At 69.1% G+C, this 22,353-nt stretch carries 21 protein-coding genes; 6 read left to right on the forward strand and 15 right to left on the reverse strand.

The window, feature by feature from the left end:
- Nucleotides 1-29: 29 nt before the first annotated feature.
- From AC6BOR_RS10240 to AC6BOR_RS10265, 6 genes are read right to left on the reverse strand one after another with little or no spacing between them, the layout of a single operon-like run.
- Complete coding sequence (locus tag AC6BOR_RS10240; protein ID WP_498058348.1) at nucleotides 30-1,559, reverse strand: acyl-CoA synthetase; 1,530 nt, start codon at nucleotides 1,557-1,559, stop codon at nucleotides 30-32.
- A gap of 52 nt (nucleotides 1,560-1,611) precedes the next feature.
- Nucleotides 1,612-2,631 (reverse strand): adenosine deaminase, encoded by a 1,020-nt coding sequence (locus AC6BOR_RS10245; protein WP_498058349.1) that lies wholly within the window; start codon nucleotides 2,629-2,631, stop codon nucleotides 1,612-1,614.
- Nucleotides 2,628-3,218 (reverse strand): phosphoribosyltransferase, encoded by a 591-nt coding sequence (locus tag AC6BOR_RS10250; RefSeq protein WP_498058350.1) that lies wholly within the window; start codon nucleotides 3,216-3,218, stop codon nucleotides 2,628-2,630. Before AC6BOR_RS10250 ends, AC6BOR_RS10245 begins: the two co-directional genes overlap by 4 nt.
- Before the next feature lie 46 nt (nucleotides 3,219-3,264).
- Nucleotides 3,265-3,576, reverse strand: coding sequence for a hypothetical protein (locus tag AC6BOR_RS10255; protein ID WP_498058351.1), 312 nt, complete (start codon nucleotides 3,574-3,576; stop codon nucleotides 3,265-3,267).
- Nucleotides 3,577-3,627: 51 nt separating this feature from the next.
- The gene (locus tag AC6BOR_RS10260) at nucleotides 3,628-4,359 is read right to left on the reverse strand and encodes an anti-sigma factor family protein (RefSeq protein ID WP_498058352.1); all 732 of its coding nucleotides are present in this window, start codon (nucleotides 4,357-4,359) and stop codon (nucleotides 3,628-3,630) included.
- Nucleotides 4,346-4,861, reverse strand: coding sequence for an RNA polymerase sigma factor (locus AC6BOR_RS10265; RefSeq protein ID WP_498058353.1), 516 nt, complete (start codon nucleotides 4,859-4,861; stop codon nucleotides 4,346-4,348). Before AC6BOR_RS10265 ends, AC6BOR_RS10260 begins: the two co-directional genes overlap by 14 nt.
- A gap of 75 nt (nucleotides 4,862-4,936) precedes the next feature.
- Here AC6BOR_RS10265 and AC6BOR_RS10270 point away from each other — a divergent pair, with 75 nt between their 5' ends.
- Nucleotides 4,937-6,262, forward strand: a complete 1,326-nt coding sequence (locus AC6BOR_RS10270; RefSeq protein WP_498058354.1) for a S8 family serine peptidase — start codon at nucleotides 4,937-4,939, stop codon at nucleotides 6,260-6,262.
- A gap of 89 nt (nucleotides 6,263-6,351) precedes the next feature.
- Entirely contained in the window at nucleotides 6,352-7,512 is a 1,161-nt protein-coding gene (locus tag AC6BOR_RS10275; RefSeq protein WP_498058355.1) for a hypothetical protein, read from the forward strand.
- A 59-nt stretch (nucleotides 7,513-7,571) separates the two neighbouring features.
- On the opposite strand, the gene purB is transcribed toward AC6BOR_RS10275, so the two are convergent.
- Nucleotides 7,572-8,882 carry an adenylosuccinate lyase gene (purB, locus tag AC6BOR_RS10280; RefSeq protein WP_498058356.1) on the reverse strand — a complete coding sequence of 437 codons (1,311 nt, stop codon included), beginning with the start codon at nucleotides 8,880-8,882 and terminating at the stop codon, nucleotides 7,572-7,574.
- Nucleotides 8,883-8,930: 48 nt separating this feature from the next.
- Between purB and AC6BOR_RS10285 the strand changes: the two genes are divergently transcribed.
- Nucleotides 8,931-11,108: a primosomal protein N' gene (locus tag AC6BOR_RS10285; protein WP_498058357.1), complete on the forward strand. Its 2,178-nt coding sequence runs from the start codon at nucleotides 8,931-8,933 to the stop codon at nucleotides 11,106-11,108.
- Here AC6BOR_RS10285 and AC6BOR_RS10290 read toward each other — a convergent pair.
- Together AC6BOR_RS10290 and AC6BOR_RS10295 are read right to left on the reverse strand one after the other, a co-directional pair.
- Nucleotides 11,093-11,755, reverse strand: a complete 663-nt coding sequence (locus AC6BOR_RS10290; protein ID WP_498058358.1) for a GNAT family N-acetyltransferase — start codon at nucleotides 11,753-11,755, stop codon at nucleotides 11,093-11,095. The genes AC6BOR_RS10285 and AC6BOR_RS10290 overlap by 16 nt on opposite strands.
- Before the next feature lie 7 nt (nucleotides 11,756-11,762).
- Entirely contained in the window at nucleotides 11,763-12,581 is an 819-nt protein-coding gene (locus tag AC6BOR_RS10295; RefSeq protein ID WP_498058359.1) for a LytTR family transcriptional regulator DNA-binding domain-containing protein, read from the reverse strand.
- Between the two features lie 79 nt (nucleotides 12,582-12,660).
- Between AC6BOR_RS10295 and AC6BOR_RS10300 the strand changes: the two genes are divergently transcribed.
- Complete coding sequence (locus tag AC6BOR_RS10300; RefSeq protein ID WP_498058360.1) at nucleotides 12,661-13,158, forward strand: DUF2306 domain-containing protein; 498 nt, start codon at nucleotides 12,661-12,663, stop codon at nucleotides 13,156-13,158.
- Here the strand turns inward: AC6BOR_RS10300 and AC6BOR_RS10305 are convergent.
- Nucleotides 13,146-14,714, reverse strand: a complete 1,569-nt coding sequence (locus AC6BOR_RS10305) for a lipopolysaccharide biosynthesis protein (protein ID WP_498058361.1) — start codon at nucleotides 14,712-14,714, stop codon at nucleotides 13,146-13,148. The genes AC6BOR_RS10300 and AC6BOR_RS10305 overlap by 13 nt on opposite strands.
- Complete coding sequence (locus tag AC6BOR_RS10310; RefSeq protein ID WP_498058362.1) at nucleotides 14,704-15,213, reverse strand: flavin reductase family protein; 510 nt, start codon at nucleotides 15,211-15,213, stop codon at nucleotides 14,704-14,706. Before AC6BOR_RS10310 ends, AC6BOR_RS10305 begins: the two co-directional genes overlap by 11 nt.
- Nucleotides 15,214-15,308: 95 nt before the next feature.
- Between AC6BOR_RS10310 and AC6BOR_RS10315 the strand changes: the two genes are divergently transcribed.
- The gene (locus AC6BOR_RS10315) at nucleotides 15,309-15,737 is read left to right on the forward strand and encodes a molybdopterin-dependent oxidoreductase (RefSeq protein ID WP_498058363.1); all 429 of its coding nucleotides are present in this window, start codon (nucleotides 15,309-15,311) and stop codon (nucleotides 15,735-15,737) included.
- A 125-nt stretch (nucleotides 15,738-15,862) separates the two neighbouring features.
- Nucleotides 15,863-16,534, forward strand: coding sequence for a winged helix-turn-helix transcriptional regulator (locus AC6BOR_RS10320; protein ID WP_498058364.1), 672 nt, complete (start codon nucleotides 15,863-15,865; stop codon nucleotides 16,532-16,534).
- Between the two features lie 3 nt (nucleotides 16,535-16,537).
- Here the strand turns inward: AC6BOR_RS10320 and AC6BOR_RS10325 are convergent, their stop codons facing one another.
- The 4 genes from AC6BOR_RS10325 to AC6BOR_RS10340 all read right to left on the reverse strand — a co-directional run bounded on the left by AC6BOR_RS10325 (nucleotide 16,538) and on the right by AC6BOR_RS10340 (nucleotide 22,348).
- Nucleotides 16,538-17,416 carry a UTP--glucose-1-phosphate uridylyltransferase gene (locus AC6BOR_RS10325; RefSeq protein ID WP_498058365.1) on the reverse strand — a complete coding sequence of 293 codons (879 nt, stop codon included), beginning with the start codon at nucleotides 17,414-17,416 and terminating at the stop codon, nucleotides 16,538-16,540.
- Between the two features lie 87 nt (nucleotides 17,417-17,503).
- Nucleotides 17,504-19,201, reverse strand: coding sequence for an N-acyl-D-amino-acid deacylase family protein (locus AC6BOR_RS10330; RefSeq protein WP_498058366.1), 1,698 nt, complete (start codon nucleotides 19,199-19,201; stop codon nucleotides 17,504-17,506).
- Between the two features lie 32 nt (nucleotides 19,202-19,233).
- Entirely contained in the window at nucleotides 19,234-19,896 is a 663-nt protein-coding gene (gene pdeM, locus AC6BOR_RS10335) for a ligase-associated DNA damage response endonuclease PdeM (RefSeq protein WP_498058367.1), read from the reverse strand.
- A 31-nt stretch (nucleotides 19,897-19,927) separates the two neighbouring features.
- On the reverse strand, nucleotides 19,928-22,348 hold the full coding sequence (locus tag AC6BOR_RS10340; RefSeq protein WP_498058368.1) for a ligase-associated DNA damage response DEXH box helicase: 2,421 nt from the start codon (nucleotides 22,346-22,348) through the stop codon (nucleotides 19,928-19,930).
- Nucleotides 22,349-22,353 lie beyond the last annotated feature (5 nt).

Consider the following 22,353-nt stretch of genomic DNA (forward strand, 5'->3'; position numbering starts at 1 on the left):
ACCAACAACGCCGCGCTGAACCAGGAGGGTTACCGCCGGAACCGGTCGCGCAGCTCGAACTTCAGCACCTTGCCGGCCGGGTTGCGCGGCAGCGCATCCACGATTTCCAGCCGGGTCGGCAGCTTGTACCGGGCCAGCCGTTCGGTGGCCCAGGCGCGCAGGGTTTCGAGATCAAGGCTGGCGCCGGGCTTCAGCGCGGCCACCGCCGTGACGCTTTCGCCCCATTTTTCCGATGGTTCGCCAAAGATGGCCACTTCGGCAATGGCGGGATGGTCATAGAGGACGGCCTCCACCTCGGCCGGGTAGATATTCTCGCCGCCGCTGATGATCATGTCCTTCAGCCGGTCGCAGATATAGAGGAAGCCGTCGTCGTCGAGATAGCCGATATCGCCCGAATGGAACCAGCCTTCGGCATCGATGGCCGCCGCCGTCGCCTCGGGCTTGTTCCAATATCCGCGCATGATGTTGGGCCCGCGCATCAGCACCTCGCCGCGCTGGTTGGGCCCCAGCGGGGTGCGGCCATCCTCGTCCACGATCTTCAGATCGACGAACAGCATGGGCTTGCCGGCAGATCCCAGCTTGGCCAGCGCGAATTCCGGCCCCAGATAGGTGCCCGATGGCGCGGTTTCGGTGAGGCCATAGCCCTGGTTCATCGGGATGCCGCGCGCGCCATAAAGGCGCAGCAGCGGCTCCGGCACCGGCGCGCCGCCGCAGATGATCATGCGGATGCTCGACAGATCGGCGGTGGCGAAATCGGGCTGTTGGCTGACAAACAGCAGCATCGCCGGCACGGCAAAGGCGGTGGTGACGCGATAGGCCTGGACATCGGCAATGAAGCGCGCCGGATCAAAGGCGCGGTGCAGCACGACATGGCCGCCCTTCTGCCAGCAGGTGAGCGGCGACACGTTGAGCCCGCCGATGTGAAACAGTGGCGCCATCACCAGCGTCACATCGGTTTCCAGCACATCGGAGCCCAGGTGCGAATTGATGTTGGCCCACCAGAAATTGCCGTGGGTGAGCATGGCGCCCTTGGGCCGGCCGGTGGTGCCCGATGTGTACATGATAACGGCCACATCATCCTCAGCCGTCGCCTCGCCCTGCGCCAGCGGCGCGGCGCTGCCGACGAAATCGCTGACCGTCTGCCAGCCATCGGCGGCCGTATCGGCGCTGAGGAAGCGGCGGCAGCACAGCGTGGCGCGCACGCTGTCGATCACCGGGCGGTGCATCGCATCCACCACCAGCGTGTGCACGCCGGCGTCGTTGATGATATAGTCCAGTTCCGGCCCGGTCAGGCGGAAGTTCAGCGGCACGAAGATCGCGCCGATCCGCGCCGCGGCAAACAACAGATCGAAATAGACCGGGTTGTTGAGGCCGAGATAGCCCACCCGGTCGCCCCGGCAGACGCCGCCGGCCCGGAGCGCGGTCGCCAGTCGGCCGATGGCATCGCCCATCTCGGCATAGCTGCGCGTGGTGCCGTCAAAGCTCAACGCCGGCCGCCCCGGCGTTTGTGCCACGCGCCGCATGAACCAGTTTGCCAGCCCGATATCCGCCTTTGCCATGCTGCACCCTCCCCAGAGCGAGGCGCCTGTGTGGCGGGCTCAGGCGGCGGCGTCAACCAAGCGCGGCAATCGCCGCCAGATGCGGGGCCTGGTCTTCGGTGGAAAGGAAGCTGCCGGTGAAACTGTTGCGCGCCAGGGTGATGATCTCGTCGCGCGTCAGGTCAAGCGCATCGGCCACCGCGATGAAATTGGCGTTCACATAGCCGCCGAAATAAGCCGGATCATCGCTGTTCACCGTCGCCTTCAGCCCGGCCTCAAGCATGCGGCGCAGCGGGTGGGCGGCAAGTTGCTTCACCACGCAAAGTTTCAGGTTGGAGAGCGGGCAGACGGTGAGCGTCAGGCCATCGGCGACGATGCGCTGCACCAGGCGCCCATCCTCCAGCGCGCGGTTGCCATGATCGATGCGGTCCACGCCCAGCACGTCCAGCGCCTGCCAGACATAGTCGGGCGGCCCTTCCTCGCCGGCATGGGCGACGATCTTGAGGCCAAGGCCCCGCGCACGCGCAAAGACCCGGGCGAACTTGTCGGGCGGATGGCCGACCTCACTCGAATCAAGGCCAACGCCGTGAATGAGATGCAGATGCGGCAGCGCCTCGGTCAGCGTCGCGTGCGCCTCCGCTTCCGAAAGATGGCGCAGGAAACACATGATGAGCCGGCTGCTGATACCCTTGTCGCTGGCATCATTCAGCGCGCGGGCAATGCCGCCCACTACATCAGCAAAGGCCAGCCCACGCGCGGTGTGGCCCTGGGGATCAAAGAAAATCTCGACATGGCGCACATTGTCGGCAGCGGCGCGGGCCAGATAGGCGGCGGTCAGGTCGTAAAAATCCTGCTCGGTCAGGAGGACCGCCATGCCCTGATAATAAATGTCGAGGAAATCCTGCAGGTTGGAAAACTCATAGGCGGCGCGGATGGCCTCGACACTGTCAAACGCCAGGCGAACGCCGTTGCGCTGGGCCAGCGCGAACATCATCTCCGGCTCCAGGCTGCCTTCGATGTGCAGGTGCAGCTCGGCCTTGGGCAGGGCGGCGATGAAGGCGGCGCGGTCGGCCGCCGAGGCAAATCCGGTCATGCGGTCAATCCCTTGATCGGGGCCAGGATCACGTCGGCCGCCGGCTTGTGGGCGCGGATCTCGTCGGGGGTCAGCCCGTCAATCTCGTGCGGGAACACCAGCCAGTCGTTGCTTTCGTGGATGAAATAATCCGGCGTCAGCGCCGTCTGGTTGCGCGCCGGCTTGTACCACACGGTGGCGATGCGGATATCGGCCGGCAGATTGGCGCGGCAACGGGCCTTCAGCTCGGTCAGCACCGCCTCGATGCTGCGGCCGCTGTCGAACACATCATCGATGATCAGCAGCCGGTCATCGGCGTTCAGCGTGTCGATCAAATAGCCCAGCGCATAGACCTTCACGTTTTTGGCCTGCCGGTCGATCCCGCTGTAGCTGGCGGTGCGGATGGCGATATGATCGCATTCCACGCCGTGCACGTCGAAAAATTCCTGCACGGCAATGCCGATGGGCGCACCGCCGCGCCAGATGCCGACCAGGTGGGTGGGCCGGAAGCCCGATTCCAGCACGGCGCGCGCCAGCCGGAAACTGTCGGCCAGCAGGGCGTCGGCGGTCAGCCAGGTTTTTGGCGGGCTTTGGGGAATGTCGCTCATGCCCGGCACGGTGCCACCATCGGCACCGGCCGGGCAAGAGGCGGGATCACTTGCCGGCGGTGGCGAGATCCGCGGCGACGCCTTCCAGCATGGCATCGGTCAGCTGCCCGCCCGACATCGGCGCCAACTGCTTCAGGCTCATCGCCTTGAACTGGTCCAGCATGGGGTGGCTGGTCAGGCCGGGGATGCGGGCATCCAGCACGGCCTTGGTCTTTTCATTGGCGATCAGCACCTCGATCGGCGTGTCGAGATTGACCGCGGCCGGGGCGGCGGGCGCAGCTGGGGCGGCGGGCGCAGCTTGAGCGAAGGCGGCGGCCGGCAGGGCGGCGAGGGCAAACGCGGCAATCAATCGGATCATCTCATTCTCCCGGGTGTGGTGCGCCACCCGAACACCGCCGCCGCCGCAATGTCAACGCCAACCCTTGGCCTTTGCCGCCTGTTCCTGGGCGGCATCAAACGGCTCGCCGGCGATCATCCCATCCACCAGCGCAGCCACGCGGGGGCCGCCGGCCATGCGATAATGGCCGCCATCCTCGCTGGCGCGGGCGATCACGGCAGTGACAGCCCAACCGTCCCCCGCCCGGCAGGCGATGCCTTCCTGTGCCGCGGCCTGCCAGCTGCGGCACACCCGGCCTTCACGGTCGCGAAAGCTCAATGCCACGCGCACCGGGCCATTGCCGGGGCTGGCGGCAAGCTGATCGTTCAACGCCACTGCCAGCACACCGCCGGCGGCGATCCCGCCGGCCCCGCTCACCACCGGACTCGCAGTCGACCCGTCCAGCGTGCCGCGCCCGATGAACAGGCCCAATGCCAGGCTGGCAGCCAGCGCGGCGAACTGCGGCAGCCAGCGGCGCTGTGGCGGTGCAGCCAGTGCGCGCGCCGCCCGCACGGCGGCCAGATCGGTCACGCTGGCCACCGGAGGTGTCGCAGCCTGTGCCAGGGCTGCCGGCACCGGTTCGGCCAACAGCGGCGCAAAACTGTTGCGCAGCCGTTCGGCCAGCGCACGATGGGCATCGGCAAAGGCTTGTAAATCCGCATCGGCGGCGACGGCGGCAGCAACGCGCGCGGCTTCATCTGCCGGCAGCTCCCCATCGATCCACGCCATCACCAGCGCTTCGTCTGGCAGGTCAACGCGCGCCATGGTCAGTCTCCTTTCCGGCCAGCAGCTGCAGCAGGGCGGTGCGCCCGCGCAGCAGCCGGCTTGAAACCGTGCCGATCGGCAGATCCAGCACGGCAGCAGCCTCGGCATAGCCCAGGCCCTCGATGGTGATCAGCGCCACCACTTCGCGTTGCTCCTCGGGCAGTTGCGCCAGCGCGCGGCGCACGGCCGCCAGTTCCGAGCGCGCTTCCAGCCCGGCGCGCGGGTCCTCGCCCACCTGCAGACCATCCTCCTCCGGCGCATGGCGGGCGGCCTGGCGCTTGTGGCTGCGCACCGTGTCGATCCAAAGATTGCGCATGATGCGGAATGCCCAGGCATCGAATCGGGTGCCGGGCTGCCACTGGTCGCGGGCGCGCAGCATGCGTTCCACCGATGATTGCGCCAGATCGTCCGGATCGGCCGGTGGCCGCGCCAGCGCATGCGCCAGCCGCCGCAAGCGCGGCAACAGGGCGGTCAGCTCGGCACCAAAGGGGTCGGCAGGCATGTTTTTCCTTCATGCGGGAAGAAACGACGCAGGCGCATCGTTTATTTCGCACAATCGTAAGAAAGGGAACCTGTGATGCGCGTTTCGATCCCCGCCCTGCTCCTGTCGCTGCTGGCGGCCCCGGCGGTCGCCCAGCTGCTGCCGCCGGCCGTCAGCCAGTTGCCCAGCCAGATCACGGCGCCGCTGGGCGGGGCCCCGCTGCCGGGCACTGCCGCGCTGCCCGGCACTGCAGGCGCGCCTCCACTGCCAATGCTGGCCGGGCCCATCGGTATTCCCGATCTGGCCGGTGGCCCTTTGATCAGCGATGCGCGAACCCTTTTGGAACAACGCCGCGCCCGCCTGCGCCAGCTGGTGCGCGACAACCGTGAAACGCTGGAGCTTGATCCGCTCGGCAACCCGGTGCGCCGGGGCGAACTTCTGGCCGTGGGTCTGGATGATGATGCGCTCGCCCGCCTCACCCAGCTGGGCTTTGGCCTGGTTCGCCGTGAGACCGCGGGTGATGCCGGCACTGTCGTCAACCTGCGCCCGCCGGCCAGGACGCGACTCGACAAGGCACTGGCCACGCTGCGTGCAACCGCGCCCGAGGCATCAGCGGATTACAACCATGTCTATGAACCCGCCGGGGCCGCGCTGCAGGCCGGCGGCGCGGCGCCCGCGCCCGGCCCGTCGGCCAGCGGTGCCAGCATCGGCATGATCGATGGCGGTGTGGCGGCCCACCCGGCACTGGCCAGCGCCCGCATCGAACAGCGCGGTTTTGCCGGCCCGGTCAAGCCCACTGGCCATGGCACCGCCGTGGCCTCGCTGCTGGTGGGCCAGGCCGCCAATTTCACCGGGGCGGCGCGCGGCGCCCAGTTGCTGGTTGCCGATGTCTATGGCGGGGCGAGCGGCAATGGTTCGGCCGCCGCCATCGCGCAGGCGCTCGATTGGCTGGCCAGCCGCGGCGCGCGGGTGATCAACATCAGCCTCGTTGGCCCACCCAACCTGCTGATCGCCCGCGCCGTCGCGGCCGCGCAGGCGCGTGGGCTCTTCGTGGTGGCGGCCGTGGGCAATGATGGCCCGGCCGCGCCGCCAATGTATCCCGCCTCCTATCCAAAGGTGGTGGCGGTCACGGCGGTGGATGCCCGGGCCCGTCTGCTGCCCGAAGCCGGACGGGCGGCGCATGTCGATTTCGCCGCGCCCGGGGCGGACATGGCCGCCGCCCTGATGGATGGCCGCTATGCCGCCGTGCGCGGCACGTCGTTTGCAGCGCCGCTGGTCACGGCCCGGCTGGCGGCGCATCCAGCCAATCCCCTGGCTGGCGTGACGGCCGAGGCCCGCGCCACCGGCAATGTCCGCCTGGGCCAGGGCATCCTGTGTGAAACCTGCCGCAACCCGCTGCGTCCGCTGATCGAAAAAAAATAATCGCAGGCCTGGAAGAAGCCCCGCCGCCAGATCGTTTGCTGAATGTGGACCGGATGCGGTCCCACCGGTTCTAGCAAGGGAGACTGACAATGAAGCGCATGATGATCACGACGGCGATGCTGGCGGCCCTGGTGGCGGCCACCCCGGGTTCGGCCCAGCTGCTGAATGGCGCCGGTGCCCTGAATGGCGCGTTGGGCGGCGCCGGCCAGATCGGCGGCACGCTGGGCGGCATTGGCAACACCACCCGTTCGGCCACCGGATCGATCACCGGCTCTGCCGCCGGCACCGGCAGCGCCGCTGCCACCCGCAGCATCGACACCCGCAGCGGCAATGCCAGCGCATCGGGCGCGTTGGCCGGCACCGTGAGCGGCGCGGTTGATGGCGCCGTGGCTGCGGCGGGTCCGAATGGCACCACGGGTGCGAACGGTGGTCTTGCCGCCTCGCGCAGCATCGAACGCAGCGCTGCCCTGTCGGTCGATGCCGTGGGCACCGATGCCGCCCGCGCCGCCGGTCGTGGCGCCGCCCAGGCGGGCAGCACGGCCGCGGCCACCAGCCAGGATCGCCTGGCGGGCGCAGTTGGCACGGTGCGGGATCGCGCCACCACCGCCGCCGGCACCGCACGTGACCGTGGCACCGGCGCTGCCGGGATGCTGGCGGCGCGTGGTCAGGCGGCGGCCGGCCAGATCAGCGGCGCGGCCAATGGCGCTGCGTCGGCCGGCGCCAGCACCGCCGGTGCGGCCCAGGGCCAGTTGGCCAACCGTGCCATGGCCGCCGGCACCATGGCCAGCGAAGCCAATGGCGCCGCCCAGGGCATGGCAGCCAGCCAGGCCAGCCTGCTGGGCAATGCCACCGGCGGCGGGATGGGCAGCGCCAATCTGCTGCGCAATGCCACCGCCAACGGCAACGCGGCCGGGCAGGCCAACGGCAGCGCCAGCGGCCAGGCGCAGCGGCCGGGTCTGCTGGCGGCGGCCAACCGCCCGCTGCCGGCCATGACCGCGCCCACCGGCACCGCCAGCGGCACTGCGAACGGCACCGGCAGTGGCAACGCCATGGGCCGGGGTGTCGGCAATCTCATGGGTGATGCGGCCGGCTCGGCTGCGGGTTCGGGCACTGCGGCCGCGACCCCGGCCACCACGCCGGCACCGCGCCCGCGCCTGCCGCGTGCCGATGTCGCGGTTTCCGGTTCGGGTTCGGCCCAGGGTGAAGCCCGCGCCAGCACCGCGCGGCAGCCGGCTGCTTCGGCGCAGTAATCCGGCCCGCCCGGCTCCAACTCTGGCCCCGTCGCAGCTGCGGCGGGGCCCTTATTCATTCAGCCGAACACGCGGGCAAAGATCGTGTCGACATGTTTCAGGTGGTAGCCAAGATCGAACAGGCTTTCCAGCTGTGCCGGCGGCAGGTGCGCGGTCACCTCGTCATCGGCCTTCAGCAGATCGAGCAGGTTCAAGGCGCCATCGGCCTCCCACACCTTCATGGCGTTCCTCTGCACCAGCCGATAGGCGCCATCGCGGGTGACACCGGCCTGGGTGAGGGCGAGCAGCACGCGCTGCGAATGGATGAGGCCGCCCATCTTGTTGAGATTCCGGTCCATCCGGTCGGGATAGATCAGCAGCTTGTCCACCACCTGTGTCAGGCGGACGAGGGCGAAATCCAGCGTGACGGTGGCATCCGGGCCGATCATCCGCTCCACCGAGGAGTGGGAAATGTCCCGCTCGTGCCACAGCGCGACATTTTCCAGCGCCGGGGTGACATAGCCGCGCACCAGACGGGCAAGGCCGGTGAGATTCTCGGTCAGCACCGGGTTGCGCTTGTGCGGCATCGCGCTCGAACCCTTCTGGCCCGGGCTGAAATACTCCTCCGCCTCCAGCACCTCGGTGCGCTGCAGGTGGCGGATTTCGGTGGCCAGCCGCTCGATGCTGCTGGCGATCACGCCCAGCGTCGCAAAGAACATGGCGTGGCGGTCGCGCGGGATGACCTGGGTGGACACCGGCTCGACCGCGAGGCCGAGCTGCTCGGCGACATGCTCCTCCACGCGCGGATCGACATTGGCAAAGGTGCCGACCGCGCCCGAAATTGCGCAGGTGGCGATATCCTTGCGCGCCGCCACCAGCCGTTCGCGGTTGCGGGCAAACTCGGCATAAGCCTGGGCCAGCTTGACGCCAAAGCTGGTCGGCTCGGCATGGATACCGTGGCTGCGGCCCATGGTGGGCGTGTATTTGTGCTCATGGGCGCGGCGCCTGATGGCGTCGAGCAGGGCATCCATGTCGGCCAGCAGCAGATCGGCGGCGCGGGCGAGCTGCACGGCCAGGCAGGTGTCGAGCACATCCGAACTGGTCATGCCCTGGTGCATGAAGCGGGCTTCGGGGCCAACTTGGCTCGCCACCCAATCGAGGAAGGCGATCACGTCATGCTTGGTCACCGCCTCGATCGCGTCGATGGCGGCGACATCGATGGCCGGCCTGGTTGCCCACCAGTCCCACAGCGCTTTCGCGGCGCTTTGCGGCACGACGCCAAGGTCAGCGAGCTTCTGGGTTGCGTGCGCCTCGATCTCGAACCAGATGCGGAAGCGGGTTTCCGGTTCCCAGATGGCAACCATGGCGGGGCGGGAATAGCGCGGGATCATGGCCGCGCCGCCTAGCACGCGGCGGCCGACTTGCCTATCTGTGGCGTGGTGACCGGCAACCCCCTTCAACGCGTGCGCATCATCCCCTTCCAGCATGGGCTGGGGGCGCTGGATTATGCCGTGCCGGCCGGCATGGTGCTGGCGCCCGGCGACGCGGTGGAGGTGCCGCTGGGTCCGCGCCGCATCATCGGGGTGGTGTGGGATGCACAGCGGCTGGCCGCCCCCGATGTGCCGGCGGCAAGGCTGCGCCCCGTCATCGCCCGGCTTGATCTGCCGCCGCTGGCCGAGCCCCTGCGCCGGCTGATCGACTGGACGGCGGATTATTATGTCGCGCCGCTGCAATCGGTGGTGCGCATGGCCTGGCCGTCGGTGGCGTTCCTCAACCCGCGCGAATTCACCGAATATCGCCTGGGCGGCCCGCTGCCCAAACGCCTGACGCCGGAACGCGCCCAGGCGCTGGAGAAGCTGGAGGGCCGGCAGGGAACGGCCCGCGATTTGGCCCGCATGGCCGGCGTGTCAGACGCGGTGATTCGCGGGCTGGTCGGCGCCGGCACGCTGATTGCGGAAAAAGTCTCGGGCGATGCCAGCCCGCCGGTGCCCGATCCTGATTTCGCGCCGCCGGCGCTGTCGGCGGAGCAACGCCATGTGGCCGACAAACTGGTCAGCGCCGTCAGCGCCGGCCAGTTCGCGCCGATGCTGCTGGAAGGTGTGACAGGTTCGGGCAAGACCGAAGTCTATTTCGAAGCGGTGGCTGAGGCCATCCGGGTGCAAGGCCAGGCGCTGGTGATGGTGCCGGAAATCGCGCTCACCGCGCCGTGGCTGGCGCGCTTTGCCGCGCGGTTTGGCTGCCAACCGCTGGCCTGGCACAGCGACCTGAAGACCAGCGAGCGCCGCGCCGCCTGGGCCGCCATCGCCGATGGCCGCGCCCGCGTGGTGGTGGGCGCGCGATCGGCGCTGTTCCTGCCCTATGCCAACCTGAAAACCATCATCGTCGATGAAGCGCACGAGGCCAGCTTCAAGCAGGAAGAGGGCGTGCATTATCACGCCCGCGACGTGGCGGTGATGCGGGGCCGCATGGAAGCGCTGCCGGTGGTGCTGGCCACCGCCACCCCGGCCATTGAAACCCAGGTGCTGGCCAGCCGCGGCACCTATCGCCACCTCCACCTGCCCGGCCGCTTCGGCGGGGCGGAATTGCCCGATGTGCAACTGGTGGACATGACGCGGCACCCCCCGGCGCGTGGCCAGTTCCTCAGCCCGCCGGTGGTGGCGGCGCTGGACCAGACGCTGGCCAAGGGCGAACAGTCGCTCTTGTTCCTCAACCGGCGCGGCTATGCCCCGCTCACCCTTTGCCGCACCTGCGGCCACCGCATCCAGTGCCCCAATTGCACCGCCTGGATGGTGGAGCATCGCCTGTCGCGCCGGCTGGCCTGCCACCATTGCGGCCATCAGATGCCGGTGCCCGATGCCTGCCCCGAATGCGGCGCGGCCGACAGCCTGGCCGCCTGTGGGCCGGGCGTGGAGCGCATCGGCGAGGAGGTGCGCCGGCTGTTTCCAGCGGCGCGCACCGCCATCGTGACCAGCGACACCATCACCAGCCCGGCCCGCGCCGCCGCCCTGGTGCAGGCGGTGGCGGCGGGCGGGGTGGACATCATCATCGGCACCCAGATGGTGACCAAGGGCTATCATTTCCCCGATCTGACGTTGGTGGGCATTGTCGACGCCGATCTCGGCCTGTCGGGCGGCGATCTGCGCGCCGGGGAGCGTTGCTGGCAGCAGATCGTGCAGGCATCGGGCCGGGCCGGGCGCGGCGAAAAGCCGGGGCGCGTGCTGATCCAGACGCACCAGCCGGGCGCCGCGCTGATGCAGGCGCTGGCCAAGGGTGATGCCGATGGGTTTTTCGCCGCCGAAATCGCCGCCCGCCGCGATCTGGGCCTGCCGCCGTTCGGCCGGCTGGCGGCGCTGGTGATCAGTTCCGAAGATGCCGCCGCCGCCAAGGCCGCCGCCGACACGCTGGGCGACGCCGCGCCGCGTGCCGATGGCCTCATGGTGCTCGGCCCGGCGCCGGCCCCGCTCGCCATGCTGCGCGGCCGCCATCGCCACCGCCTGCTGGTGCAGGCGCGACGCGACCTGCCGCTGCCCGCGATCCTGCGCGACTGGCTGGCCGCCGTGCCGCTGCCATCATCGGTGCGGGTGGTCGTCGATGTCGATCCCTACAGCTTTGTGTAGAGGCTGAGCCAGGGCCGCCCGCTCTCGGCAAAGCCCAGCCGCTGATAGAGCGCGACGGCGTGGGCATTGTCGGGCCAGACATGCAGGAACGGCCGCTGCCCGCGCGCGATGATGCGCGCGGCGATCTGCCAGCTCAGCGCCGCCGCCAGCCCGCGCCCCTGCGCTTGCGGATGTGTGCACACGCCGCTCACCTCGGCATGGCCGGGCGGCTGCATGCGCTCACCCGCCATCGCCAGCAGCCGGCAGCCATCGCCGACGCCCAGGAAATCACTCAGCCGGTGGGTGTGGGCATGGAACGGGCCGGGACGGGTCAAGGCCGCCAGCGCCTGCATGGCCAACGCATCGGCATCGCCCAGCACGCGCGCCGAAACACTGCCGGGGCAGGGGGCGAGGCCGGCACAGGCCATCTGCAGCAACTGCCCCTGCCGGGTGAGCGCAAAGCCGGGGGGTGGCGGCAGCGGGTCCGGCTCCACCAGCCACAACTCTTCGCCAGCATCGGCCAGCGCCGCCAGGTCTGCCGGGTCACCGCCGGGATCGACCGCGGCAAAGGGCCCGAAATCGCGCTGCAACCGCACGGCGCTGCCATGGCGCACCGCCCGCTCCGCCCAGCCGGCGTGCAGCGATTGCCACACCGGGCGGTCCAGCACGCCGCCTTCACCCACGTCGCAGCCAGCCGGCGGCGCGCACTGCCGGCAGATGGGTCTCGCTCACCGCCTGTTCGCTGCCATCGGCCAGCTGCAACAGCCAGCGCCGGCCATCACGGCGCGCGCCCACGACATGGGCCGCCGCCACCCAGGCGCCGCGGTGCACTTGGCAGCCATCCAGCACCGCCAGTTCCGGCAAGGCATCCCCCAGCCGGAACAGCACCAGCGGCCGGCGACCATCGGCCAGCACCAGCCGCAGATAATGATCCTCGGCCACGACATGGCGCACATCGGCCAGATCCGGCAGACCGGCGCGCTGGGCCAGCAGTGATGCGGTGATTTGCGGTGCAGCCGGCGGCGTGGCGGGCAGCAGCGGCCCGCCACCGCGCACGATGGCGATGAAGGCCGAAATCGACCCCGCGATGACCAGCGCCGATAGATAGAGGCCCAGCCAGCCGAGCGCCACCGGCTGGCCGATGGCGCGGAACATCAGGTCAATCTCCAGCGGCAGCGTGGCGTTGAGCAGCAGCGTGCCGGCCAGCGCCAGCAGCAGCGCGCCGCGCCGGCCCACCGCGCGCGGGCCCACCCACGCATACCACATCCACCATTTGGCGCTGTTCCAGCCGATCAGCACCAGCCAGAACACCAGCCGGCTGGGCAGTGGCAGCCGCCCGGTGTCGAAGGGCGCGGCCAGCACGCACACGGCCACGGCAAACAGCGTGCCGGCCAGCTGCGGGCGCAGCGGCGGCGCCGTATCGGCCGAGAGGCGAAGCGTTGATTCCACGAAGCGTGAATCCGGCGGCGGCAGGGTTGACGAAGCGGCCGGCATGATAGGCGAAAGCGGCGTTGCGGCAAGCGGCGGCGGCTTGCCACAGCGGGGCCGTCACCCACAACGGAGCCATTTTCCCATGCTCGACAATCTCTCGCCGCTGCTGCTCGCTCATCTTGCTGCCGCCTGCCTGGCCATGCCGCTGGGCCTGTATCAGCTGCTCGCCCGCCAGGGCACGCCGGGCCATGCCCTGGCCGGCCGGCTTTATGTGCCGGCGATGCTGGTGTGCAACATCGGCGCGCTGGCCAGCTTTCGGCCGGGCACGCCCTTCCTGCCGTTTCACATCTTGGCATTTGTCAGTCTCTGGTCGCTGGGCAGCGGCATGTGGGCCCTGCGCAAATGGCTGCGCCGCCGCGATGCCGGTGCGCTGAAAACCCACAAGATCCAGATGGCCTATAGCTGGCTGGGCCTGATGATGGCCGGCATCAGCCAGGTGCTGACCAACCACCGCTTCGGCATTGTCGACGGGTTTGATCCCGTCAGCTTCTGGACGATGGTGGTGGCGGTGAACGCGGTGCTTTATGCCGTGGGCAGCTGGTGGCTGTTCAAGGTGCTGCTGCGCCGTCAGCTCGCCTGATCGGGCAGGGTGGGGGCCAGCGGAATAGCGGCGGCCTCGGCCTCGATCTTCTTGAGGCCGCGGCTGAACAGCAGCCGGTCGGCACCCTTGAAGCCGAAGCGCCAGATGATGAAGCCGAAGGTGCCGAGGATGGCGATCAGCCCGATCGACAGCTGGATGGGTTCGGGCGTGCGCAGCACCAGGAGGCCGGTGCCAAAGGCCGGCACGCCGGCCAGGATCAGGCTGAACCGCCATCCGGCCACCGGATTCTGCAACCGTGATGCCAGCAGGCGCGATTTGGCCACCGATTGCAGCAGCGCCGCCACCGCCAGCGCCACCGCCGCGCCGACACCGCCGCCAAACGGCCCATCGAGCGGCACCAGCCACAAGCTCAAGCCCAGCTGCACCGCCAGCCCGGTCAATGACCAGATCAGGTTGGGCCCGCGCGCCACATAGATCAGCGCGCCTTCCGCCACCGCGGCCTGGGCGGCGAACAATTCCACCGTCAACACCACCGCCAGCACGGTGACGCCGGTGGCAAAGGCCGGGCCGAACAGGCCCATCAGCGCCTGGCCCGTCATCCCCAGCCCCAGCACGGCGCCCAGCTGCACCGCCGCCACCCAGAAGCTGATCTGGCGCACATGCGATGCCGCCTTGGCCAGATTGCCGGCCGCCAGATTGCGGGTCAGCACCGGGCCCAGGATGGGATCGAAACTGGATTTCAGCCGCTGCGGCAGCGAGGCGATCTGTTGGGCGACATAATAGATGCCCACCACCTCGGCCGAGGCGAAGCGGCCGAGGATGAAGATATCCAGCCGGCGCGCGCCCCATTCCGCCACGTCGGCGCCGGCCAGCGGCCCGTTGGCCCGGGCGATGGCCCACAGCCGCGCCGGGCTGGGCCGCCAGCCCCGCGGCTGGCCATAGCGGCGCAGCGCCGGGCTGATTGCGGCGAAGAACGCCGCCACCATCGACAAGAGATAGGCGATCAGCATGCCATCGGGCTTCAGCAAGGTGAAAGCCAGCGCCAGCGCGCTGATCGACAGCACCCAGGGTTCGATGATCGAGCGGGCGCGCACCTGCGCCCCGACATCATGGTGATAGGCAAGGCCGGCCAGCGCCACATCGGCAACGGCAATGAACGGGATGATCAGGGCAAACCAGCGGTCCACCGGCTGCACCACGCCGGCCGGGAACACCAGCTGCGGCAGCGCCACCAGCAGCGCCGATCCGGCCAGCGAGACGATCAGCGCCAGCAGCAGCGCATCGAACAGGGCGCCAGCCTCGTCATCCGGCCGGCGCGCCATGTCCTCGGCCAGCCCGCGCTTCAGGCCCAGCGTGGCCAGCATCGCCGCCAGTTCCACCACCATGGTGGCATAGGCAAAGCGGCCCAGCGCCTCGGCGCCATAGAGCCGGCCGGCGATGAACAGGAAGGGAAAGCGCGCGGCGAGCCGCAGCACATAGCCGAAGAAGCTGGTGCGCCCGCCCTTGGCCAATGCGGCGGTTTCCGCCGCGTCACCGCGGCTGGGGTCCGCGGTTTCGGCCGCATCGGGCCCGGCTGTGGCCGGATCAGCCAACATGCACCCGGCGATAGCGGCCGTGCAGATACAGCAGCGGCTCACGCGACTGGTCGAGCGCCAGCCGGGTCACGCGGCCCACGATGATACGATGATCGCCGCCATCATGATCGGCGTGGAGTTCGCAGGCAAAGGCCGCCTTGGCCGCCGCCAGCACCGGCACGCCATCCCAATCCTGCCAGTCATGATCGGCAAAGCGGTCGATATCCTTGCGGGTGAAGCGATCGGCGACGGCCTGGCCATCCAGATCAAGGATGTTGATGGCAAAGCGCCCGGTTTCCCTGAGCGCCGGCAGGGCGGAGGCACCATTGGCCGGGCAGAACAGCAGCAACGGCGGATCAAGGCTGACCGAGGTGAAGCTGTTGGCGGTCAGGCCCACGCGCTGGCCGCCGGCGGTCTGCCCGGTCACCACCGTCACCCCCGTCGCAAAGCAGCCAAAGGCATCGCGCAACAGGCGTGGTTCAAACGGGGCCGTGGCCAGGCGATGGGAATCCGCAGTCATGCTGCGTCCCCTATCGCGTTTCGCCGGCCCGTCAATGTTGCGCTTGGCCACGGGCTGGTGAATTGTTGGCTGCCCCAACCCCAAGGATATTGCCCATGCCCGCCGCTCTCTTCGCACTTGCCCTGGCTGCTTTGCCCGCCACCTTGCCGCTTGATGCGGCAGCGCTGGCACCCTTGCCGCGTGCCACGGCAACGCTGACGGCGCATGGCCAGACCAGCCGCTGCGAGGGCGTGTGGCTCACCGATCTGGCCGCCGCTGCCGGTCTGCCCAGCGGCCCGGCGCTGTCCGGCCCGGCGCTCACCATCGCCATCCGGGCCGAAGCCGCCGATGGCTATCGCGTGCTGTTCACCCTTGCCGAACTTGATCGCAAGCTGGGCAACCGGCCGGTGCTGATCGCCGACCGCTGCGATGGCAAGCCGCTGGCGGCCGGCGACGGCCCGCTGCGTCTGGTGGTGCCCGGCGAGGCGCGCGCTGCCCGTTCCGTGCGGCAGTTGCGGGCGCTCAGCGTGCATCAATTGCCCTGAGCGGCAGGCTCTCAAAACCCGAACTGAGTCGTGCGCAACTATCGGCACGGGGCGTGCCGTCTGTTGTGCTTGCTACAAATTTCGATTCCGTAAATTATGGCCGATATGACTGGGTCGCACCATCAATGAAGATCGGCATTTTTCATCACCAGGCCCAAGACGCCGGCCGGCTTTCGGTGGCCTTTGCGCGCCTTGGCCACAAGCCAATGGCCATGGTGACTGGCGCGGCCGTGCTGGAAGCCATGCAGCATGAACGTTTTGACGCGCTGGTGATGCGCTGGGATGGCCCAGACCTGTGCGGCGTCGCCGTGCTGCACCGCCTGCGCCAGCAGCATGACCGGCTGCCGGTCACGGTGATCCTGCTGACGCCCGATGCACCGGGCGCGATTGCCGAACATGCCGATGTGCAGATCATGGATCAGCCTGGCGACGAAGCCGCCGCGGCCATCATCGCTGCCGTCAGTGATGCGCGCCCGCGCCGGCTGGATCCGAGCGAGCGCATCGATGGGCTGCAGTTCAACCGGGTCAACAACCAGGTGGTGGTGCGCGGCCACCCGGTGCAGTTGACCGCCAAGGAATTCGCGCTGGCCCGGCTGCTGGTGGACAATGTGGGCGTGGCCCTATCGCGGGATGCCATCATGGGCGCGGTTTGGGGGCGTTCCGATCTGCCCGGCAGCCGCACGCTGGATGCGCATATTGCCCAGGTGCGCAAGCGCCTGTCGCTGCGGCCGGAGGATGGCTGGCGGCTTAGCTCGGTCTATGGCTTTGGCTACCGGCTCGACCGGATCGAGAGCTGACCCTCAGAACGACTGCGCCCGCAGCCAGTCGCGCACCGCCGGGCCGATATCATCCCGTTCCAGCGCCAGCGCGACATTGGCCATGATATGGCCGGCCTTGTCACCGCAATCAAAGCGGGTGCCGGTGAAGGTGACGGCGTGGAACGGCTGCACGCCGATCATCTCGGCCATGGCATCGGTCAGCTGGATTTCGCCGCCGGCGCCGCGCTTGCCGGCGGCCAGCACGTCCATCACCTCGGGCTGCAGGATATACCGGCCGATGGCAGCAAGACGCGACGGGGCGCTGCCCTGCGGCGGCTTTTCCACCAGGCCCTTCACCTCGGTCACCAGGCCATCGGCCGCACCGGGGGAGACGATGCCATAGCGGTGGGTGTGCTCGGCCGGCACCTCCAGCACCGAGATCACGTTGCCGCCCAGCGTCTGATAGGCGTCGTGCATTTCCTTCAGCGCCGGATAGGCCGGGTTCCACAACAGCTCGTCGGGCAGCAGCACGGCAAAGGCATCCTGGCCCACCATATGGCGAGCGCACCAAACGGCATGGCCAAGGCCGGCCGGTTCCTGCTGGCGCACATAGGTGATGCGGCCGGGCTCCAGCTGGGTGTTCTCCAGCGTCGCCAGTTCGGCCTGCTTGCCCTTGGCCTTCAGGCTTGTCGTCAATTCCCAGGCAATATCGAAATAATCCTCCAGCGCGCCCTTGCCGCGCGCCGTCACGAACACCAGCCGCTCGATCCCGGCCGACAGGGCCTCATCGACGGCATATTGCAGCAGCGGCTTGTCCACCACCGGCAGCATTTCCTTGGGCACCGCCTTGGTGGCCGGCAGGAAGCGGGTGCCCTGGCCGCCCACGGGAAATACCGCAGTTTTCACTGGCTTGATCGTCATTCAGACCCCCGTCCTATTGGGGTGCATCCATTGCGATTGCAAACGGCCGGTCAAGTCAAAGTTTGATGAACCGCCCCCCACATGCGTTCAACTGCGCAGCAGCCGGCCCGGCAGCGCCCCGGTAGCGACCCCACCGCGATAGCTGACCTGCCCGGCCACCAGGGTGGCGACATAGCCGCTGGCGCGCTGCATCAGGCGGCGGCCGCCGGCCGGCAGATCATGCACCACCTGCGGGGCGTGCAGGCGCAGGGCGGCGGTGTCGATCAGGTTGATGTCGGCGCGCAGGCCCGGCGCCAGCAGACCGCGATCATGGAGGCCCACCGCCCGCGCCGTGTCATGCGCCTGCGCCTTCACCAGCCGTTCCAGCGGCAGCTTCGCGCCCACCCGGTCCCGCGCCCAATGCGTCATCAGCGTGGTCGGGAAGCTGCCGTCACAGATCATGCCAACGTGGGCGCCGCCATCGGACAGGCCGGGAATGGCATCGGGGTGGGACAGCATGGCGTGCACCGCATCCAGATCGCCATCGGCAAAGTTGAGGAAGGGCACATAGATCATCCCGTTCCCACCGTCGCCGCACAGCCATTCGGCCGCCACCTGTTCATACGCCACGCCGCGCCGCATAGCCTCGGCCGCGAGGCTGGTTTCGGGCAGCGGTTCGTAACAGGGCGGATCGCCCAGCCGGTACATGTCGCCCCAGCGGTGCAACAGGGCGGTGCCCAGCGCGTTGCCGGGTTCGGGCGGGTTGGCGATCAGCCGCGCGACAAAGGCCGGATCGGCCAGCGCCCGGGCCTGATCGGCCGGGCTTGCGCCTTTGAGCGGTTGCCAGTCGGGATGCAGGCTGAACGGGTTCAGTGTCAGATCCAGCCCCAACAGCACGCCGACCGGCCGCGCGCCCACCTGCGCCTTCATCGGCAGGCCGGCGGCGGTGGCCTCGCCAAGCAGATCGAGCAGCAGGCGCCAGCCGTCGGGCGCGCGCGGCGATTGCGCCAGGCTGAAACTCAACGGCCGGCCGGAGCGCTCGCACAGCCGGCGCAGCATGGCGAATTCGGCCACCGGATCGCCAAAATCGGACACGAACTGCAACACCCCGGCCCCGGCGCGGCCCAGCGCCGCCGCAATACCGGCCAGTTCATCCTCGGCCGCGGTCAGGGTTGGCGTCGGTTGCCCATCGCTGGTGCGGTGGTTGAGCGTGCGCGACGTGGAAAAGCCCATTGCCCCGGCGCGGACGGCGGCTTCGGCAATCGCCGCCATGGCCGCGATATCCTCGGCCGTCGCCGGCTCGCGATTGGCCCCGCGTTCGCCCATCACGAACACCCGCAAGGCGGCGTGCGGCAGCATCAGGCCGATATCGGCATCAAAGGCCCGGCCAGAAAGACTGTCCAGATACTCGGGGAAACTCTGCCAGTTCCACGGCAGCCCGGCCTTCAAGACCGGGAAGGGCAGATCCTCCACCCCCTCCATCAGGCGGATCAGCCGGTCCCGATCCTGGGGCCGGCACGGCGCAAAGCCAACGCCGCAATTGCCGGAAATCACCGTGGTGACGCCATGCAGGGTCGATGGCTGCAGCCGGCTCTCCCAGGTTGCCTGGCCATCATAATGGGTGTGGATGTCGACAAAGCCGGGGGTGACGGCCAGGCCGCCCGCATCCAGCTCCTCCGCGCCGCGTCCCTCCACCCGGCCCACGGCGGTGATGCGGCCGGCAGCAACGGCCACATCGCCCCGGAATGGCGCGCCGCCGCTGCCATCGATGATGGTGCCGCCGCGGATGACAAGATCATGCTCCATGGCGCGAAGCGTCTCGCGCTCCGCCCGCGCCGTCAAACTACCGGAAAGCGCAGCAAGCGCCCGCCATCGAGCACCAGCGCCTCGGCCGGGCCGCCGAGCGCCGACTTGAGCGCCGGATCGGCGACATCCAGCCCGCCGGTGAAGGCGCCAAAGGCCGGCAGGATGAGCTTCGTCGCGCTCAATGCAAAGCAACGGCGGGCGATGTGGCGGGATCGCACACGGATCACCAGCTTGGGATGGAAATGGCCCGACAATTCCGGCGCACGGTCGGCGGCATCGGCCTCATGCCGCAGCACGAACGGGCCCAGCCGCGTTTCCGTCATCACCCGCCCGCCCAATTCCGCCGCCGCGTCCTCGTCATGGTTGCCGGTGATCCACCACCAGTCGAGATTGCGGGTCATCAGCTGCAGGGCGCTGCGCGCTTCGGGCAGCAGCCGGTCAGGCCCGCCCTGGTCATGAAAACTGTCGCCCAGACAGATCAGGCGCGTGGCGCCGCTGGCCTCCACCGCGTCGATCAGCGCGGCCAGCGTGTCGGCAGTGGCGTGCGGCGGCAGCAGCCAGCCCTTCTTCGCGAAATGGCTGGCCTTCTCCAGATGCAGATCGGCCACCAGCAGCGTCGCCTCGGCCGGCCAGAACAGCGCGCCGCTGGCCAGTGGCACCAGTGTTTCGCCGGCGAACGAAAAGGCAACATCCATGGCCGGCTGATGCCCGGTCACTTGGCTGTGGTCAATCCACACGCAGCGCTTCGGCAATCAGCGCCTCGGCTTCGGCCAGCAGCGCCGAATCCGCCTCCGCCCCCACCCGTTCCCGGCCGATGGTCAGCATCGATGGCACAGCCAGGGGCGTCACATGCGCGGTGCGCACATGGGTCAGGCGGCCGTGCGCCTGCTCCAACAGATCGGCCAGGCGCGCCACATCGGTCAGCTTGCCGCGCGCATCCGTCCAGGCGGCGGTCAGCAGCAGATGGTCGGGCTGGTGCTTCCTGAGCACATCATAGATGAGATCGGCCGAAACGCTCATCGCCTTGCCCGATTTCTGCACGCCGGGCTGCACCCGCTCGATCAGGCCGCCGATGATGGCGACCTCGCGGAACGCCCGGCGCAGGAAGGGGGATGCGGCCAGCCAATCGGCCAGTTCATCCTCCAGCACGGTGGGATCGAACAGCGGCCGCGGATCTTCGACCGGTTCCAGGCTCCAGCACACCATGGCATAATCCGACGCGACAAAGCCCAACGGCAGCAGCCCGGCGCGCTCCATCCGCTGTGTCACCAGCATGCCCAGCGTCTGGTGCGCCGGGTGGCCGGCAAAGCCATAGACCGCCATGTACCAGCGGCCATCGCGCGCGAACGTCTCCACCAGCACATCGTCCAGCCCAGGCAGGCGGGAAACGCGCGCCTGCAATTCCAGCCATTCGCGCACATCATCGGGCATCGCGGCCCAGCGATCGCGGGCGTTCATCAGGCCGCGCACCCGGGCGGCCAGCCGCGTCGTCACCGGCATGCGCCCGCCGGCATAGACCGGCACCTTGGGGCTGCCGCGTCCCAGCCGCACATGGATGTCGGCGCCGTCAAAGCCGGTCACCTCCAGCGTCTGGCCGGCGAACATGAAACTGTCCCCCACCCTGAGTTGTCCGGCGAAATATTCCTCCACCTGGCCCAGCTTGCGGCCGTGGCGGCCGGGCTTGCCGGTGCCGAACACCACGTTCATCGCCACGGCCTCCACGATGGTGCCGCTGTTCATCCGCCATTGCCGGGCCAGCGCGGCGCTGCGCAGCCTGAGCAGGCCATCGCGCCCGCCCACGATGCGCTGATACCGCTCATAGGCTTTCAGGGCGTATCCGCCTGTGGCGGCATAATCGAGCACCCGGTCAAAGGCGTCGCGGGTCAGCCCGGCAAAGGGCGCGGCGCTGCGCACTTCGGCATATAGTTCGTCGGGATGAATGGGCGCCGCCGCCACCAGCCCGACGACATGCTGGGCCAGCACATCCAGCCCGCCGGGGCGAAAGCCGTCGGGATCAAGTTCGCCGGCCGCCACCGCATCGCGGGCGGCCAGCGCCTCCAGATATTCAAAGCGGTTGCCCGGCACGATCAGGCAGCGGCTCGCCTCATCCATGCGGTGGTTGGCGCGGCCGGTGCGCTGCAACAGGCGCGATGCCCCCTTGGGCGCTCCCATCTGGATGACCAGATCGACATCGCCCCAATCCAGACCGAGATCGAGGCTGGCCGTGGCCACGATCGCCCGCAGCCGGCCGGCGGCCATGGCCGCCTCCACCTTGCGCCGCGCTTCGGGGGCCAGGCTGCCGTGGTGGATGCCGATGGGCAGGGCCTCGTCATTTTCGGCCCACAGATCGCGGAACACCAGCTCGGCCACCGCGCGGGTGTTGACGAACACGATGGCCAGCCGGCTGCGCGCGATCTGCTGCATCACGGCGCGCGCGGCATAGCGGCCGTTGTGGCCGCCCCAGGGGATGCGGTCGTCGATGGCGAGGATGTCGATCTCCGGGTCCACCCCAGCTTTGGCGCGCACGATCTCCACCGCCGCCGCATCGGCATCGGGCGCCAGCCAGCCGGCCCAACTTTCCGGATCGGCGATGGTGGCCGACAGGCCCACCCGCTGCAGGGCCGGCGCCAGTTTCTGCAGCCGTGCCAGACACAGGCTCAGCTGGTCGCCACGCTTGGTGGTGCCAAAGGCGTGGATTTCATCGATGATCACCCGCCGCACGCCCGCCATCATGGAGAGGGATTCAGGCGCAGACAGTAGGATGGCCAGGCTTTCCGGCGTGGTCAGCAAAATCTGTGGCGGCCGCGCCTTCTGCCGCGCCTTGCGATCCGACGGCGTGTCGCCGGTGCGGGTTTCCACCGTGATGTCCAGCCCCATCTCGGCAATCGGGGTGAGGAGATTGCGCTGCACATCCACCGCCAGCGCCTTCAGCGGCGAGATATAGAGCGTGTGCAGCCCGTCGTGCGGCATGGTCGCCAGATCGGCGAGGCTGGGCAGGAATCCGGCCAGCGTCTTGCCGGCGCCGGTGGGCGCTGTCAGCAAGGCATGGCGGCCCTTCGTGGCCACATCCAGCATGGCCAGCTGGTGCGCGCGCGGCCGCCAGCCGCGGGCGGCGAACCAGTTGGCGATGTCAGGCGGTAGGCTCACCGGCC

Source organism: Sandarakinorhabdus sp. FBCC-B8862 (assembly GCF_059745315.1).

Coding starts and splice junctions, on each gene's coding strand:
- AC6BOR_RS10245 (WP_498058349.1), bottom strand. CDS start 2,631: ATGACCGGATTTGCCTCGGCGGCCGACCGCGCCGCCTTCATCGCCGCC.
- AC6BOR_RS10315 (WP_498058363.1), top strand. CDS start 15,309: ATGCCCGCCGCTCTCTTCGCACTTGCCCTGGCTGCTTTGCCCGCCACC.
- AC6BOR_RS10270 (WP_498058354.1), top strand. CDS start 4,937: ATGCGCGTTTCGATCCCCGCCCTGCTCCTGTCGCTGCTGGCGGCCCCG.
- AC6BOR_RS10310 (WP_498058362.1), bottom strand. CDS start 15,213: ATGACTGCGGATTCCCATCGCCTGGCCACGGCCCCGTTTGAACCACGC.
- AC6BOR_RS10260 (WP_498058352.1), bottom strand. CDS start 4,359: ATGGCGCGCGTTGACCTGCCAGACGAAGCGCTGGTGATGGCGTGGATC.
- AC6BOR_RS10255 (WP_498058351.1), bottom strand. CDS start 3,576: ATGATCCGATTGATTGCCGCGTTTGCCCTCGCCGCCCTGCCGGCCGCC.
- AC6BOR_RS10325 (WP_498058365.1), bottom strand. CDS start 17,416: ATGACGATCAAGCCAGTGAAAACTGCGGTATTTCCCGTGGGCGGCCAG.
- AC6BOR_RS10300 (WP_498058360.1), top strand. CDS start 12,661: ATGCTCGACAATCTCTCGCCGCTGCTGCTCGCTCATCTTGCTGCCGCC.
- purB (WP_498058356.1), bottom strand. CDS start 8,882: ATGATCCCGCGCTATTCCCGCCCCGCCATGGTTGCCATCTGGGAACCG.
- AC6BOR_RS10295 (WP_498058359.1), bottom strand. CDS start 12,581: ATGCCGGCCGCTTCGTCAACCCTGCCGCCGCCGGATTCACGCTTCGTG.
- pdeM (WP_498058367.1), bottom strand. CDS start 19,896: ATGGATGTTGCCTTTTCGTTCGCCGGCGAAACACTGGTGCCACTGGCC.
- AC6BOR_RS10275 (WP_498058355.1), top strand. CDS start 6,352: ATGAAGCGCATGATGATCACGACGGCGATGCTGGCGGCCCTGGTGGCG.
- AC6BOR_RS10330 (WP_498058366.1), bottom strand. CDS start 19,201: ATGGAGCATGATCTTGTCATCCGCGGCGGCACCATCATCGATGGCAGC.
- AC6BOR_RS10250 (WP_498058350.1), bottom strand. CDS start 3,218: ATGAGCGACATTCCCCAAAGCCCGCCAAAAACCTGGCTGACCGCCGAC.
- AC6BOR_RS10305 (WP_498058361.1), bottom strand. CDS start 14,714: ATGTTGGCTGATCCGGCCACAGCCGGGCCCGATGCGGCCGAAACCGCG.
- AC6BOR_RS10265 (WP_498058353.1), bottom strand. CDS start 4,861: ATGCCTGCCGACCCCTTTGGTGCCGAGCTGACCGCCCTGTTGCCGCGC.
- AC6BOR_RS10240 (WP_498058348.1), bottom strand. CDS start 1,559: ATGGCAAAGGCGGATATCGGGCTGGCAAACTGGTTCATGCGGCGCGTG.
- AC6BOR_RS10320 (WP_498058364.1), top strand. CDS start 15,863: ATGAAGATCGGCATTTTTCATCACCAGGCCCAAGACGCCGGCCGGCTT.